The organism is Nostoc sp. CHAB 5715, assembly GCF_020829685.1.
Lineage (GTDB): Bacteria > Cyanobacteriota > Cyanobacteriia > Cyanobacteriales > Nostocaceae > Nostoc.
The window spans coordinates 1-15,298 of the sequence record NZ_JAIVFR010000039.1 but is presented as its reverse complement, the minus strand read 5'-3'; the positions used below and the strand labels follow the sequence as shown (position 1 = coordinate 15,298).

The 15,298-nt window shown below is 40.3% G+C and carries 19 protein-coding genes and 2 pseudogenes; 14 read left to right on the top strand and 7 right to left on the bottom strand.

The annotated features are described in order from the left end of the window. Positions 1-28: 28 nt before the first annotated feature. The 3 genes and pseudogenes from LC574_RS03970 to LC574_RS03960 form a co-directional block, all read right to left on the bottom strand. A pseudogene (locus tag LC574_RS03970) lies at positions 29-256 on the bottom strand (response regulator transcription factor); the annotation flags it as partial. Positions 257-585: 329 nt separating this feature from the next. Next, positions 586-756 (bottom strand): hypothetical protein, encoded by a 171-nt coding sequence (locus LC574_RS03965; protein WP_229451594.1) that lies wholly within the window; start codon positions 754-756, stop codon positions 586-588. Positions 757-853: 97 nt separating this feature from the next. Beyond that, the gene (locus LC574_RS03960; protein ID WP_229451593.1) at positions 854-1,063 is read right to left on the bottom strand and encodes a hypothetical protein; all 210 of its coding nucleotides are present in this window, start codon (positions 1,061-1,063) and stop codon (positions 854-856) included. Between the two features lie 320 nt (positions 1,064-1,383). On the opposite strand from LC574_RS03960, the gene groES reads away from it, so the two are divergent. From groES to LC574_RS03940, 5 genes are all read left to right on the top strand, one after another. After that, a complete protein-coding gene (gene groES / locus LC574_RS03955) occupies positions 1,384-1,695 on the top strand; it encodes a co-chaperone GroES (protein WP_229451592.1) in 312 nt (103 codons plus the stop codon). Between the two features lie 59 nt (positions 1,696-1,754). Continuing rightward, a complete protein-coding gene (locus LC574_RS37750) occupies positions 1,755-1,883 on the top strand; it encodes a hypothetical protein (protein ID WP_267871397.1) in 129 nt (42 codons plus the stop codon). Next, positions 1,838-3,472: a chaperonin GroEL gene (gene groL, locus LC574_RS03950; protein ID WP_229451591.1), complete on the top strand. Its 1,635-nt coding sequence runs from the start codon at positions 1,838-1,840 to the stop codon at positions 3,470-3,472. Before LC574_RS37750 ends, groL begins: the two co-directional genes overlap by 46 nt. A gap of 97 nt (positions 3,473-3,569) precedes the next feature. After that, positions 3,570-4,382, top strand: a complete 813-nt coding sequence (locus tag LC574_RS03945) for a DUF4351 domain-containing protein (protein ID WP_229451590.1) — start codon at positions 3,570-3,572, stop codon at positions 4,380-4,382. Between the two features lie 18 nt (positions 4,383-4,400). Further along, positions 4,401-6,377, top strand: a complete 1,977-nt coding sequence (locus tag LC574_RS03940) for a 3'-5' exonuclease (protein WP_229451589.1) — start codon at positions 4,401-4,403, stop codon at positions 6,375-6,377. 71 nt (positions 6,378-6,448) lie between these two features. Here LC574_RS03940 and LC574_RS03935 read toward each other — a convergent pair whose 3' ends face one another. Continuing rightward, entirely contained in the window at positions 6,449-6,631 is a 183-nt protein-coding gene (locus LC574_RS03935; RefSeq protein WP_229451588.1) for a type II toxin-antitoxin system HicB family antitoxin, read from the bottom strand. Between the two features lie 118 nt (positions 6,632-6,749). Here LC574_RS03935 and LC574_RS03930 point away from each other — a divergent pair, with 118 nt between their 5' ends. The 7 genes from LC574_RS03930 to LC574_RS03900 all read left to right on the top strand — a co-directional run bounded on the left by LC574_RS03930 (position 6,750) and on the right by LC574_RS03900 (position 10,973). Then, positions 6,750-7,535: a class I SAM-dependent methyltransferase gene (locus LC574_RS03930; RefSeq protein ID WP_229451587.1), complete on the top strand. Its 786-nt coding sequence runs from the start codon at positions 6,750-6,752 to the stop codon at positions 7,533-7,535. Between the two features lie 60 nt (positions 7,536-7,595). After that, on the top strand, positions 7,596-8,534 hold the full coding sequence (locus LC574_RS03925; protein ID WP_229451586.1) for a radical SAM protein: 939 nt from the start codon (positions 7,596-7,598) through the stop codon (positions 8,532-8,534). Continuing rightward, complete coding sequence (locus LC574_RS03920) at positions 8,527-9,102, top strand: hypothetical protein (RefSeq protein ID WP_229451585.1); 576 nt, start codon at positions 8,527-8,529, stop codon at positions 9,100-9,102. Before LC574_RS03925 ends, LC574_RS03920 begins: the two co-directional genes overlap by 8 nt. A gap of 2 nt (positions 9,103-9,104) precedes the next feature. Continuing rightward, a complete protein-coding gene (locus LC574_RS03915; protein WP_229451584.1) occupies positions 9,105-9,401 on the top strand; it encodes a hypothetical protein in 297 nt (98 codons plus the stop codon). A 73-nt stretch (positions 9,402-9,474) separates the two neighbouring features. After that, on the top strand, positions 9,475-10,311 hold the full coding sequence (locus LC574_RS03910; protein WP_229451583.1) for an urease accessory protein UreD: 837 nt from the start codon (positions 9,475-9,477) through the stop codon (positions 10,309-10,311). 39 nt (positions 10,312-10,350) lie between these two features. Further along, positions 10,351-10,653: an urease subunit gamma gene (gene ureA / locus LC574_RS03905; RefSeq protein WP_229451582.1), complete on the top strand. Its 303-nt coding sequence runs from the start codon at positions 10,351-10,353 to the stop codon at positions 10,651-10,653. Positions 10,654-10,667: 14 nt separating this feature from the next. Beyond that, positions 10,668-10,973 carry an urease subunit beta gene (locus tag LC574_RS03900; RefSeq protein ID WP_229451581.1) on the top strand — a complete coding sequence of 102 codons (306 nt, stop codon included), beginning with the start codon at positions 10,668-10,670 and terminating at the stop codon, positions 10,971-10,973. A gap of 55 nt (positions 10,974-11,028) precedes the next feature. Here LC574_RS03900 and LC574_RS03895 read toward each other — a convergent pair whose 3' ends face one another. The 3 genes and pseudogenes from LC574_RS03895 to LC574_RS03885 all read right to left on the bottom strand — a co-directional run bounded on the left by LC574_RS03895 (position 11,029) and on the right by LC574_RS03885 (position 12,245). After that, entirely contained in the window at positions 11,029-11,433 is a 405-nt protein-coding gene (locus LC574_RS03895) for a hypothetical protein (protein WP_229451580.1), read from the bottom strand. 5 nt (positions 11,434-11,438) lie between these two features. Continuing rightward, positions 11,439-11,651 (bottom strand): hypothetical protein, encoded by a 213-nt coding sequence (locus tag LC574_RS03890; RefSeq protein WP_229451579.1) that lies wholly within the window; start codon positions 11,649-11,651, stop codon positions 11,439-11,441. Positions 11,652-11,868: 217 nt separating this feature from the next. Then, positions 11,869-12,245: pseudogene (locus tag LC574_RS03885) on the bottom strand (GxxExxY protein). A 121-nt stretch (positions 12,246-12,366) separates the two neighbouring features. Here LC574_RS03885 and ureC point away from each other — a divergent pair. Together ureC and LC574_RS03875 are read left to right on the top strand one after the other, a co-directional pair. Continuing rightward, entirely contained in the window at positions 12,367-14,082 is a 1,716-nt protein-coding gene (gene ureC, locus LC574_RS03880; RefSeq protein ID WP_229451578.1) for an urease subunit alpha, read from the top strand. A 3-nt stretch (positions 14,083-14,085) separates the two neighbouring features. Continuing rightward, the gene (locus tag LC574_RS03875) at positions 14,086-15,039 is read left to right on the top strand and encodes a transposase (protein ID WP_229451577.1); all 954 of its coding nucleotides are present in this window, start codon (positions 14,086-14,088) and stop codon (positions 15,037-15,039) included. Positions 15,040-15,298 lie beyond the last annotated feature (259 nt).

Genomic DNA, 15,298 nt, shown 5'->3' with positions numbered 1-15,298 from the left:
CCTCATCTTGCTGGTGAAGTATTATTTAGAGTTCCGGCATCATCACGTCGCAGATAATCATGTCTGGAACATATTGCTCTAAAATTTCCAGAGCTTCACGTCCATTTTCGGCGGTGATGACTTCATATCCCCGGAACTCTAAGTAATCCTTCACCAGCAAGATGAGGTTAGGGTCATCATCAATCAATAGAAGTCGTTTGTGATCTTTCATGCTGGATTCTTTCATAGCAGTGGCACTTGTCGCGCTTCGGTCCATCAAAGTCTTGAATATTTATCCTCTATGGTGGGTTATTTCGAGATGTTGTCCTTTTTCCTACTTAACTTGCCTTTGCTGTCTCGAAGTCTCAAAAATGCCGAGCACTTTCAAGAGACTAGTAGCTGGATAGCAAAAGTCCAGCAAGGATACGTATAGCAGTAGTATCTATAATGCGCTATTATATATCGCATTGAAAGTGGCGGGCGAAAAAACACTGATTAAATAATAATCCTTCTGACTCACAAGTAAGTATTGGCTTAAAGATGACCCTACCTCAAAACCAACCCGCTCTTTCTTAAAGCTTACTGCTATACCATATCCTTCGGTTGTTAAGCCTCTATGAGGTGTTCACAAGAAACTAGGGAAGTTTCTGGCAAAGGATGGGTTAAAAATGCATATTCTTCTACCACCTTATTGCCTATTAAGTGTTCTTGGATGATCCGCAGGGTAACTTCCGGGCTTGCTTGGCGATACCAGACACCATCAGGGTAAACCACCATTATGGGTCTAGAACAAGAAACGCGCAAGCAGTTGGCTTTAGTTCTTCTATAGACGCAAATGGGATGACTCTGTTGCGGCTCATCAAATTTTAACTCTTTAAGCCGCTTTTTGTAAGTATTCCCAGGATTTTAGACTAGCTCCTTTTGAGCAGCAGTGAGCAATTGTCTGGTCAGCGCAAATAAAAATGTGTCGCTGAATTTTTGCAAGTCTTAAAGTTTCTATACAATTACTCAGAGCTTTATGTTCTAGAGACTTAGTGGTTTTGGGGATTTGATGGCTGGACTGGATCACTGTAATCTTACTCATTGCGCGGCTCCCTGATTACAGTTCTATAACAATTTCCAAGCTTTGGAAATAGAAGGGAATGGGGAGTGGGGAGTGGGGAATGGGAAATGGGAATAAGAATTCTCCTAACTCCCTACTCCCTACTCCCTACTCCCTACTCCCTTCGTAACTTACGGAACAGAACCTGAAAGGTAGAAATAATTAAGTATTTATACTTAAATACATTAATGATCTTTTAGTTCGGGAACCCGTACTCAAAGAATTCTTGCCATTGGACGCTACTTTTCGGTAAATTAGCACTCAGGAGTTGAGAGTGCTAAACTCTAAAGGAAAGAAATAATATGGCAGCTTTATCTTTAAGCGTTTCTACAGTTAAACCTTTAGGCGATCGCGTTTTCGTAAAAGTGAACGCCTCTGAGGAAAAGACCGCAGGTGGTCTGTATTTGCCCGATACCGCCAAGGAAAAGCCCCAGGTAGGGGAAGTAGTCGCCCTTGGCCCTGGCAAGCGTAACGATGACGGTAGCCGTCAGGAATTGGAAATTAAAGTCGGCGATAAGGTGTTGTACTCCAAGTACGCTGGCACTGACATCAAACTCGGCACCGAAGAATATGTACTGCTTTCTGAAAAAGATATTTTAGCAGTCGTTATCTAGTGGGGAATGGGGAATGGGGAATAGGGAACAGAGAATGTCAAAAATAAAGACAATGCCTGATGCCCAATGCCCAATGCCCAATGCCTAATGCCCAATGCCCAATTCAAGAAAAAATTGACTTACTCCCGGAATTTAGACACCTATGGCAAAGCGCATTATCTACAACGAAAACGCCCGTCGCGCCTTAGAACGAGGCATTGACATCCTGGCTGAGGCTGTAGCTGTTACCCTTGGCCCTAAAGGTCGTAACGTAGTCCTAGAAAAGAAATTTGGCGCACCGCAAATTGTTAATGACGGTGTAACGATCGCCAAAGAAATCGAATTAGAAGACCATATTGAAAACACTGGTGTAGCTCTGATTCGTCAAGCTGCTTCTAAGACCAATGATGCTGCGGGCGATGGTACGACCACTGCCACCGTTTTAGCTCATGCGATCGTCAAAGAAGGCTTGCGGAACGTTGCAGCTGGTGCTAACGCGATTTCGCTGAAGCGCGGTATCGACAAAGCTACTGGCTTCCTGGTAGAAAAAATTGCTGAACACGCCCGTCCAGTGGAAGATTCCAAAGCCATTGCCCAAGTTGGTGCGATCTCGGCTGGTAATGACGAAGAAGTTGGTCAAATGATTGCCCAAGCAATGGACAAGGTGGGCAAGGAAGGCGTAATTTCCCTAGAAGAAGGGAAATCTATGTTCACCGAGTTGGAAATCACTGAAGGGATGCGCTTTGACAAAGGCTACATCTCTCCCTATTTTGCCACCGACGCTGAACGGATGGAAGCGGTTTTTGATGAGCCTTTCCTCCTGCTGACCGATAAGAAAATCGCTTTGGTACAAGACCTTGTACCAGTGTTAGAGCAAGTAGCTCGTGCTGGTCGTCCTTTGGTAATTATCGCCGAAGATATTGAAAAAGAAGCTTTGGCAACCTTAGTAGTAAACCGTTTGCGCGGTGTACTGAACGTGGCTGCTGTTAAGGCTCCTGGCTTTGGCGATCGCCGCAAAGCACTACTAGAAGATATCGCCGTTTTAACTGGTGGTCAACTAGTTACCGAAGATGCTGGTCTGAAGCTAGACAACACCAAGCTGGATAGCCTGGGTAAAGCTCGCCGCATCACCATCACCAAGGACAGCACTACAATTGTTGCTGAAGGTAACGAAGTTGCTGTTAAGGCTCGTGTCGAACAGATTCGTCGTCAAATCGATGAAACCGAATCTTCTTACGACAAAGAGAAACTACAAGAGCGTCTTGCTAAACTCTCTGGTGGTGTTGCTGTAGTGAAAGTAGGTGCAGCGACCGAAACCGAAATGAAAGACAAGAAGTTACGCCTAGAAGACGCTATCAACGCTACTAAAGCTGCTGTAGAAGAAGGTATCGTTCCTGGCGGTGGTACAACCCTAGCTCACCTGGCTCCCGACTTGGAAAATTGGGCAAAGAGCAATCTTAAAGATGAAGAGTTGATTGGTGCGTTGATTGTCGTTCGCGCCTTACCTGCACCTCTAAAGCGAATTGCTGAAAACGCCGGTCAGAATGGTGCTGTAATCGCTGAACGCGTGAAAGAGAAAGAATTCAACGTTGGCTACAACGCTGCGACAAACGAATTCGTCGATTTGTTAGCCGCTGGTATTGTTGATCCTGCTAAGGTGACTCGTTCTGCTCTGCAAAACGCTGCTTCTATCGCTGGTATGGTGTTGACAACCGAATGTATTATAGTTGACAAGCCTGAGCCTAAAGATAGCGCTCCTGCTGGCGCTGGCGCTGGTGGCGGCGACTTCGATTACTAATACACTTCGATTACTAATACGTAGTTACATAATTTGTAAAACAGCTGTTTCCCTTGTGGAAGCGGCTGTTTTTTTGTGTCAAAAGAAGAGGAAGAGTGTGAGTTACGACAACGCTTGTAAATATTTAGCTGAACAGTACCCGACTGAGTTTGTCCGTTGGTTGCTTGGGGTAGAGGTGCAAGAAATTGAAGTTTTAAAAACGGAACTCACGCTTGAACCAATTCGCGCGGATTCTGTGACATTTTTGCAAGCGGCTAACCAAATTTTGCACATTGAATTTCAAACTTTAGTGAAATCTAATCCGGCGCTTAATTTCCGAATGCTCGATTATTCTGTGAGGTTGAAGCGCCAATACCGTTGTCCTGTAGTGCAAGTGCTAATCTTTTTGCAGGAAACTACTAATGAAATTGCTTTTACTGAAGAATATCGGGACAACACGACGATTCACCAATATCAAGTTGTTCGTCTTTGGGAGCAAGATTCAATATCATTTTTAGTTAATCCTGCGCTGCTACCTTTAGCAAGTTTGACGCGAACTGACTCGCCGCAAACTTTACTAGCACAAGTGGCTGAACAAGTCGCTACAATTCCAGATAGAGAGGAGCGACAAAATATCGCGGGTTGTGTAGAAATTCTGGCGGGTTTGCGGTTTGACAAGGATTTGGTTCGGCAATTTTTGCGGGAGGATACTATGAAAGAGTCTGTAATTTATCAAGATATCGTTCAAAAAGAAGCTTTTAGATTGATTAGTCGTCTACTTAAACGGCGTTTTGGTGATATTGATGGATCATTAGTTGAGCAGGTTCGGAATTTATCTGCTGAACAGTTAGAGGAGTTGGGAGAAGAGTTGCTTGATTTTTCCGAAATTGCTGATTTGGTAGCTTGGGTAGAGCAGCAGAAAGAAGAATAATAAGATAGGTATTAAACTATGGCTTTAATGGTTCCCGAATCTATATCGTCATCTGCTAGTCAAGGCGAACAAATTTTATATAAAATTCTTCGTGAAAAATTGCCAGATGACTTTTTAGTTTGGTATAAGCAAGTCGTTGAAAGTAATTCTATTGATTTCCTGATTATTGCACCTAATTTTGGACTATTAATAATCCAAGTTATTACTTGGTATCCATCGCAAATTAACGGTACTGATATTAACAAAATTAAATTATTTAATTCTCCAGAAAAAAATAAAAAAATAGAATTAAAAAAATCTCCGTCATACCTAGATATTCCGGGAAGACGAACTCGTAAGCGTTCTATAGAGATAAATGAGGAAGAGGATACTTTCTCAGTATGGACAAATCCATATCAAGAGTTGATAGATAAATTATTAGTGAAATTACAAAAATATCACATACTCACTCACCTTAATGGAGATAATCAACAGAAATTAGCATTCCCTTGTAACTATGGCCTATTTTTTTCTAATATTACCGCAGAGCAAGCGCAAGAAAAAAAGATTGATAAATTATTATCTTTATCACAAATTATATACCGTAATGAATTATTTTATAATCAGAGTATTAGTAGTGATGAATTAGTAAATAGATTGATAAAAATATTTACTAATACTTTTAGTTTCCCTCGTCTTACCCATGAGCAAATTGACACTATAAAAGCTATTATTTTTCCAGAAATAGCTATTAAACTTGTACCAGCATCTCTCCACAGTGTTCCTAATGGCATTGAATTAAAAAATGAAAGTTATGTATTTAAAACGTTAGATCATCGTCAAGAATGTATAGTTAGATCAATTGGTGATGGACATAGAATAATTTATGGTGTAGCCGGATCAGGAAAAACTTTAATACTTTTATCTCATGCTAAATTGCTAGTTCAACAAAATCGTCATCAAAAAATCTTAATTCTTTGTTTCAATAGAAGTCTTGCTGCTTATCTCAAGTCTTTAATGTATGAATATTCAAATCAGTACAATTCCACTAGCAAAATAGAGGTGTTTACATTTTATGCTTGGGTAAGTTCGCTTATAAAAAAAATCCCAACGCCTTCAGGTTTTACTACAGAATATTATGATGGGATTTTAGGTGAAATACTACTAAAGCAACTTGAAAATGCTCTGATAAAACATAAATATGATGCAGTTTTAGTTGATGAAGGACAAACATTTGATCCTATATGGTTTAAATGTTGTGTGGCTGCGTTAAAAGACCCAGAACATGGCAATCTCATGATTGTAGCAGATGGTCGTCAATCCGTTTATAAACGTAATAATTTTACTTGGAATTCTGTGGGAGTCAAAGCAGTTGGACGAACAAGTAACAAAAAATTAAAACTTGACAAAAACTATAGAAATACTCAGGAAATATTAGCAGCAAGCTGGAGTTTATTTAGTAACGTTATTGATGAAGAAAATTTAACATTCGATATTGTTAAGCCTACAGACGCTGTACGTCGTGGTGTAAATCCGATTCTACATATTGAAACATCAGAGATTTATGAAGTAGAATCTGTGATTAATGAAGTTAAAGATTTAGCAAAACTAGGTTATCCACTAAATGATATTGCTATTTTATATAGAATAGCAGACGATCAAAAAAAGGTATTATTAAAATCTCTAATTAAAAAATTGCAAAATTTAGGAATTGAAACAGATTGGGTTAGTGAAAATAGAGAGTCGGAGAAAAAATATAATATTAAAAATTCTGGTATTAAGATTATTAATACGCTTGGTGCATTGGGTTTAGAATTTAAAGTCGTTTTAATACTCTGGGTTCAAGACTGGGAGTTTAGTATACCTCCACATTCAGAAAGTGATATTTTGACTTGTAGAAGACTCTATGTTGCTATGACTCGTGCCCAAGATATACTATACATTTTTGGTTCTGGAAACTCCAAGTTACTTCAACAATTGCAGTACAGTGGAAATTTTACAGTTAAACAAGCATGAGCGTTCAGGTAGAAGCAAAAATTTCTCTTTCTTGGCATAGCAAACTTAACTTAGTGTAGATCGCCAAAATTTCACCCAGGTAATTTACAATTACCATACTGTGCTTCCATTAATTTAATCGCTACATCACGAGCAATTTCTAAAGTTTCAGTAACAGTCCGTCCTTGAGCTACTAAACCTTGAAGTTCATCAGATGTTGCTAAATAAACGCCTTCTGGTAGTTTTTCAATGTGGATGTTTAGCAATCTTTCCATTATTGTATGTAGATGTTACTGTTTGGAGCGGTTTAATTGTTATGATATCGCTTTTCTGAACTAGAGCGATGTCTACGACGGGCTACGCCTACGCACTTCTACTTTTCCATAAAAACCCATGAGCCAAATTAATCCTGAAACAACCCCCTTACATACCTTAAACCCACTCAACCGATTTTCTGACAGAGCAGATGATTATGTAAAATATCGACCAAGTTACCCCGCAGATGCAATTGATATTATCTTGGAAGGACTGAGTGAAAATTCACAACTCGTAGCAGCAGATATTGGTGCAGGTACAGGAATTGCTTCAAGACTGTTAGCTGAACGCGGAGTTAATGTCATCGCCATAGAACCAAATGCAGCAATGCGAGAAGCTGCTGAATCACATCCTTTGATAGAGTTTCGTGATGGAACAGCAGAATTTACCCAACTACCTGATAATTCAGTTGATTTAGTTACCTGTTTTCAAGCTTTCCACTGGTTCAATCCCGAACCAACTTTATTGGAATTTCACCGCATTTTAAAACCATCAGCACGCTTGGCTGTGGTGTGGAATAATCGAGATCAAGAAGATGCGTTAACTACAGAATATAGCCGAATAGTGCGCGAAGCATCTAATAATCACCCAGCAGAATCTCGAATGCAGTCGGTAGAGCCACTGTTAGTAACTCCCCATTTTATTAACATCCACGAATATAATTTTACTTATAGACAACAGTTAGATTTAACTGGACTTATTGGACGAGCAATGAGTGTTTCTTACCTCCCGCGTGAAGGCTTGGGATATGAACAGCTTATTGATAGGTTTCAAGAATTATATCAGCGCTTTCGTGATGAGAGTGGTTTTGTCTATATGGTCTATCGCACTAGCGTACACCTTGGTGAAGTAATTTCAAAATAAAAATGGGAATTATAAGAAGTAGGGTGCGTTAATTCACTCTTAATAAATATCAGGATTCACATGGCACAACCAAAATATGAAGGTTATTGCGAATGCATTCCTACCAAATTAGTCAGAGAAAAGTTTGGAGATGTCAATGTTTTTGCCCAAAATGCTAAATCGCTCTTAACAAAAGCTACTGGTTTTATTGGTAATTATGATTTCACTCTAAATCCTTACAGGGGATGTCAATACGGTTGTAGTTATTGCTATGCTGCTGCATTTACTCCTAATGCTCAAATGCGCCAAGATTGGGGAAAATGGGTAATTTTTAAAGAAAATTCTGCTGACATTTTAGCGAAAGAATTAAAAAAATGGTACGAAAAAAATCCTCAGATTCCTCCTAGTATATACATGAGTAGCGTTACTGATCCTTATCAACCACTTGAGTCTAAACATCATCTGACTCGTCGGTTGTTGGAGGTAATGCTAGATATGGGGATTGACGGTTATCCAACTCCAACTTTGGTGATTCAAACTCGTAGCCCAATTATTACTAGAGATATTGATTATTTACAACGATTTAAGCGATTGCGAATTAATATGAGCATTCCCACAGGGAGTGAATTAGTGAGAAAAGATTTTGAACCGCGATCGCCCAGTATTAAAGCCAGACTAAATGCTATCACTAAAATTAAACAAAGTATTGATTATTACAAAGGTTTTCTTCCTAAAATTTCTATCACCATCACCCCTCTACTTCCTACTTTAGCAACTGATGAAGCTGCTTTTATTGACAAACTAGCCATCGCCGATAGAGTTGTAATTCAAGCTTTTCATGCTAGGGATAATCGTTCTCTTATAGCATCAACTCGCCAAGAAGCTGAAGAAATTAAGCAAAAATACGCTTGGTGGTATGACGATGAGAAACTAAACTATATGAAATTTAAGGAAAAGTTAGTTTCTCGGCTTCCAGGTGTAGAAATTATGCAAGGTAAAGAGGGATTTGGTTATGAATAATCCTATCGTAAATTGGTGGCGAAGTCAGCAGTTAAAATTATCTTTAAAACGCGGGGATATCCGACGTGCAGCCCAACTATTACAAGAGATTCAAAAGTCAGGTGCAAGATTCTCATGGTTAGAAAAACTATTTAGGGATAAACTTCAGCTTGAACGTTATTCCCAAGAATATAAACGACAAACAGAAACTTTAACTAAACAACTAACAGAAGTATCACAGCAAAAAGATAATCTCATATTAATGCCAGATGAAGAATTTGTTAAATATATCTATAAAGTTTTTAATTTAATACAGCACGATGAATGTAAACTGCAATCTACTGGTATTGATGAACGTATATTTGATGATTTTGAATCAAGGCTAGTTGAATATCTCAAAGAAGAATTTAGTAAGATTCCTGACAAGCAGTTATTTGTTAAGCTAGAAGATGCTCTTGAGGATATTAATAACTTAAAAATTGGACAAGACCCAGGCTACCGTTTTAGTCTAACTCCTCATGTCTACTTTATGAAGTATTTTTTAGAAAATGTATATTGCATATATTTAGCTTGGGCTATATTCTACTAATTGTGCAAGATAAAAAGTTATTTAAAATTTATGATGTTCACCAAGTTGAAAACCAAGAACAGGAAAAAAGCGTAGTGGATAAGTTTCTGGCAGAATTGGGATTAGAGTTGGTCTGGTATAGATATCTAACCTCAACAGGTTTAAGAACACCTTTGCCCATTGCTGAATTTGGTAAATTTGCTCGAGAAAAGTTACCAAAACAACTGTACATGAGTCCAATACTCAAAAAGTATTTTGGTCAGAAGCATCAGTTACACTATACATTAGATGATTATGTAATCTTGGCGAAAAAGTCATAATAAATTGCAAGTAAAGAGCAAAGAATGCATTAAAAAAATATAAGATATCTGAACTTTAATCTTGAATTTATAAATGATCTGCAACTCACAAACAGCAGAAGGTTGGCATGGCAAACTTAATTTAGTCTATGCCGATCGCCAGGGTAAAACCCAATTAATTTACAATCACCAACAAGCGCCCCTGAAGGTACAGCGCCCATTTTACCCAGAAGGGGAAATTTGTCATAGCGTAATTTTACACACGGCTGGGGGAATGGTGGGAGGCGATCGCTTATCCTCTAACATCCACCTCCAACCCCAAGCCCAAGCCTTAATCACTACAGCTGCTGCAAGTAAGATATATCGTAGTAATGGCTTACAAGCTAGACAAACCATCCAGATGCAAGTTGATACTGGTGCTTGTTTAGAATGGTTGCCGCAAGAGACAATTTTATTTAACGACGCGATTTTTCGCCAAGATTTACGGGTAGAATTAGCAACCGGGGCCAGTTGGTTAGGCTGGGAAATTACCCGATTTGGTCGCAGTGCTAGAGGAGAAAAATTCTTACAAGGGGAATGGCGATCGCACACGGAAATTTGGCAGCAAGGTGTTCCTTTGTGGATTGATCGCCAATGGTTACGGGGTAGCGAAGATATTTTTCACAGTCCCCACGGTTTGGCTGGAAAACCAATAGTAGGTAGTCTAGTTTGGGTTGGTGGTGCAGTTTCAGCAGAAATTGTCGAAAAAACGCGAAATTTATGGGATGGGCAAGGAGAAGCGGGTGTTAGCCGATTACAACATGGATTATTGTGTCGATATCGCGGTGCTTCTACATCTGAGGTGAGAAACTGGTTTATTGATGTTTGGCAATTGCTGAGAATTTCTTTTCTGAATCGTAGTAATTGTATACCAAGAGTGTGGCAGGTTTGAACTAACCGCAGAGGCGCAGAGAACACAGAGGAGATAAGAATGCAACTTACGCCGCAGGAAAAAGATAAGCTATTAATTTTTACTGCTGCTTTATTAGCAGAAAGACGTAAAGGAAGGGGTTTAAAACTGAATTATCCTGAAGCGATCGCTTATATTTCTGCTGCCATTTTAGAAGGTGCAAGGGATGGGCAAACTGTAGCTGAATTAATGAGTTATGGTACAACTCTATTGACGCGGAATGATGTCATGGAAGGAATATCAGAAATGGTGGATGAAGTGCAGGTAGAAGCAACTTTTCCTGATGGCACAAAGTTAGTAACAGTACATAATCCAATTCGTTAATTTTTGAATTTATTATGATTCCTGGAGAAATTATTACACCAGAAGGTGAAATTGAACTAAATGTTGGTCGTCCAACTGTAAAATTGCAAGTGTCAAATACAGGCGATCGCCCCATACAAGTTGGTTCCCACTATCACTTTTATGAAGTCAACGCCGCCTTAAACTTTGACAGAGAACAAGCGCGAGGAATGCGCCTCGATATCCCCGCCGGAACCGCAGTTCGCTTTGAACCAGGCGACGAAAAACAAATAACTCTAATCCCCCTCGTTGGTACTCGCCAAGTCTACGGCTTCAACGCCAAAATTAACGGAAACCTCTAAAAACCCTCCGCGTACCTCTGCGCTTCCCTCAGCGTCCCTCTGCGTTTGAACAAAGTTATTGAATAGGTTTAATTTCAAACTCCAATTTGGAACGATAAAAACAAACATCGAATTCCAAGAAAAAATTAGTTTGTCCAAGAATTAAAGCAGCGTTAAGACTGCTTACCCATGCAAATACTAACTCCACATGTGGAAAACTGCTAATTTCAGCCCTTGCGAAAAATGGTATGGCAGGTTGATTGCGGAGATTTCCTGCCAATTGAATAATAGCTTTACGCTCATCCCAAATCCCACCCAACTGAAGCCCTAGTTCATAGGGCATAACATTGACAGTAGCACCGCTATCAACTAAAGCATTTGCTTCTATGCTGTAATTTTCTCGACTTAAAACTAGGGGAATTCTGGGTAAACTATCAAATTCGTTTTGAGTGGAACTTGTAGTGGAATAATTGAACCGCATACAGCTTAATGACTGGAATTCTGTGAGTTGAGTGCTTCCATCATGACTGCACCAGCCCCAAAGCTATTATAAGGAGTAGGTAAATCGTAGGTTTTGAAGGGTTCTAATGGAGAAATATCCTCGACTGTATCTAAATCTTCGGCAAGGATGCGAATTAGCTTGAGCTTTTCTAATGGAGAAAGCTTTCGAGCTATGGTAATTACGTCTGCTAGAGTCATTTTGTCTTTACCTCCAAGAACGTTCATTCATAGCATAAACCTAAATTATCTAAAGTGCGTTTGGTTTTGCCGTCTCGTAGAGAATCGCGTAATTTTACAAACCCAAATTATTCAAGCTGTGGATAAAATGCGATCGCTTGGCTTTTAAGACAGTCACTACGGTATATTTATTTTTCAACGCAGAGGGGCGCTGAGGTAAACGCGGAGGTACGCGGAGTTAGAGTTTGTTTGCCACACGTTTAATGCCTTCTTTAAGCTGGAGAACGTTAAAATTGAGCAGAAGACCGAGTTTACAATTAGTGAGTTTCAGGTAAGTTAAAAGCTGTACTGAGTGAATTGGTTTGATAGATTCCACAGATTTAACTTCAATAATTACTTTATTTTCTACTATTAAATCTAATCGATAAACACAATCAATTCTACTTTTTCATACACAAGCGGTAATGGAACTTGCTTACCAACATTAAATCCCCTCTTCTTCAATTCATAATACAAACACTCTTCGTATGCTGACTCTAATAAACCTGGGCCTAACGCCGTATGCACTCGCATTCCACAACCAATTATCATCCCACTCAAATCATTCTCATCCATACTCTGCGTACGGCAGTCGCTCATGGGGGAAACCCCCAAGACCGCGCTGCCTCACCTTTGCGTTTACTTTGCGCCCCTCTGCGTTTAAACTCGATTTTAACCTCAATTTTCAGAATGTATAATGCCTTACAGAACGAATCGCCGTGCTTACGCGGAAACCTACGGTCCAACAGTAGGCGATCGCATCCGACTTGCAGACACAGAATTATTTATTGAAGTTGAACAAGATTTCACCACCTACGGCGATGAAGTAAAATTCGGCGGCGGTAAAGTCATCCGAGACGGAATGGGACAATCCCCAATTTCTAACGCCGATGGTGCTGTAGATTTAGTAATTACTAATGCCTTAATTCTCGATTGGTGGGGTATTGTCAAAGCAGATATCGGCATTAAAGATGGCAAGATTTTCAAAATTGGTAAAGCCGGAAATCCTTATATTCAAAATAATGTAGATATTATTATTGGCCCCGGAACTGAAGCCTTAGCTGGTGAAGGAATGATTCTCACTGCTGGCGGTATTGATGCCCATATTCATTTTATTTGTCCCCAACAAATTGAAGTTGCGATCGCTTCTGGAATTACCACCATGATCGGCGGCGGTACTGGCCCCGCCACAGGTACAAATGCCACTACCTGCACCCCCGGCCCTTGGAATATTTACCGAATGCTGCAAGCTGCTGATGCTTTTCCCGTCAACTTAGGATTTTTAGGTAAAGGTAACGCCAGTCAACCCCAAGGACTTGTAGAACAAGTAGCTGCCGGTGCAATGGGATTAAAACTTCATGAAGATTGGGGAACCACACCCGCAGCAATTGATACTTGCCTCAAGGTTGCCGATGCTTATGATGTGCAAGTCGCTATTCATACTGATACCCTAAACGAAGCCGGATTTGTTGAAGATACGATCGCCGCTTTTAAGAATCGTGTCATCCACACTTACCACACTGAAGGCGCAGGCGGAGGACACGCACCAGATATCATCAAAGTTTGCAGCCAAGCCAACGTTCTCCCTTCTTCCACAAATCCCACACGTCCTTACACCCTCAACACCTTAGATGAACACCTGGATATGTTGATGGTATGCCATCACCTCGATCCTGCGATCGCTGAAGATGTTGCCTTTGCCGAATCTCGCATCCGTCGGGAAACCATTGCAGCAGAAGACATTTTGCACGACTTAGGCGCATTTAGCATGATTTCTTCCGACTCCCAGGCAATGGGAAGGGTAGGCGAAGTGATAATTCGCACCTGGCAGACATCTCACAAAATGAAGGTGCAACGCGGAACTCTTAACTCACAAGGAACTGAGCAAAAAGCAGATAATTTTCGGGCAAAAAGGTATGTTGCTAAGTATACGATTAACCCAGCGATCGCTCACGGAATTGCTGAATATGTGGGTTCAGTGGAAAAGGGAAAATTAGCAGATTTATGTTTGTGGCGTCCCGCGTTTTTTGGCGTGAAACCAGAGATAGTAATTAAAGGCGGAATGATTGCATGGTCGCAAATGGGCGATGCTAACGCCAGTATTCCGACACCGCAACCAGTGTATATGCGATCGATGTTTGGTAGTTTTGCAGGGGCGCGTCATGCCACATCATTAACTTTTGTTTCCCAAGCAGCTTTAGAGAAAGAAATTCCCACACAGCTAGGTTTACAAAAGTCAGCAGTTGCAGTTTCTGGGACACGCCAATTGAGTAAGCTAGATATGAAGTTGAATGATACACTACCCCACATTGAAGTAGATCCAGAAACATACCAAGTCAGGGCAGATGGTGAGTTGCTGATTTGTGAACCTGCAACAGTTTTACCAATGGCACAGAGGTACTTTTTGTTTTAATTCATGACCGAGCAACTTACTGATTACGATAGTCCTTGGAAAGAAGTTATTGAGCTATATTTTCCCCGCTTTTTGGAATTCTTTTTCATCCAAGCTTATGCCGAAATCGACTGGACGCGACCTTATGAATTTCTAGACACAGAACTGCAACAGCTAGAACCGGATGCAGAAATTGGGCGGCGTTTGGTCGATAAAGTCGCAAAAGTTTGGCTACTGGATGGAGAGGAAGCTTGGGTATTGGTTCATGTGGAAGTCCAAGGGCAATATGACAGCCAATTTCCCGAACGGATGTACACATATAATTACCGCTTATTTGACCGCCATAAAAAGCGAGTCATTAGTTTAGCAGTTTTAGCAGATGAACAAGCGAATTGGCGACCTTCTAGCTACAGCTATCAGCTGGGCGGATGTCGCGTCAGCTTAGAGTTTCCTGTGGCGAAACTGTTGGACTATGAGCAAGGGTGGGAAACCCTAGAGCAAACAACCAACCCCTTTGGTGTAATTGTGATGGCGCATCTCAAGACCAAGGCAACGCAACGAAATCCACAAAATCGGCTACAGTGGAAACTAAGCCTAGTCAGACGGCTGTATGAACGGGGATATAGCCGGGAAGATATTCGGGAATTATTTCGGTTTATCGACTGGATAATGGTTTTGCCAAAAGAGTTGGCACTTAGTTTTAAAACAGAAGTTAGAAGTTACGAGGAGGCAGATAGAATGCGGTACGTAACTAGTATTGAAAGACTAGCCAAAGAAGAAGGAATTGTCGAAACTGCTAGAGAAAGCATCATTACAGTTCTAGAAACGCGGTTTGGAGAAGTGCCAAGCTCTATTGTGGAAGTTATTAATAGGATAGAAGAACCATCTGTGCTAAAAATGCTTCATAAAAGAGCGATCGCAATTCCTTCCACAGCAGAATTTCAGCAAGTTTTGGATAATCTCACCTCTGAGAAATAAGCGTGGGCATAGAGCGGCTCATTGCCAGATATCACTCTTAAAGATGAGAGTAAAGTTGCCCTCATCAATTTTCTGTCTTGAATTTACGATTAAATAGTTAAACATTGTATTTGATATAGAACCTGCATTCCACAGATGTAACTCATATTACTGGTAATTTTGAAAAGTCTAGTCCAGAAAATTTTTATTAGTCTAATCTTTTGGGGTTGAATTCACTTTTATTTCCAACAATTAGGGAATCTACCAGTAAGTTAACTTC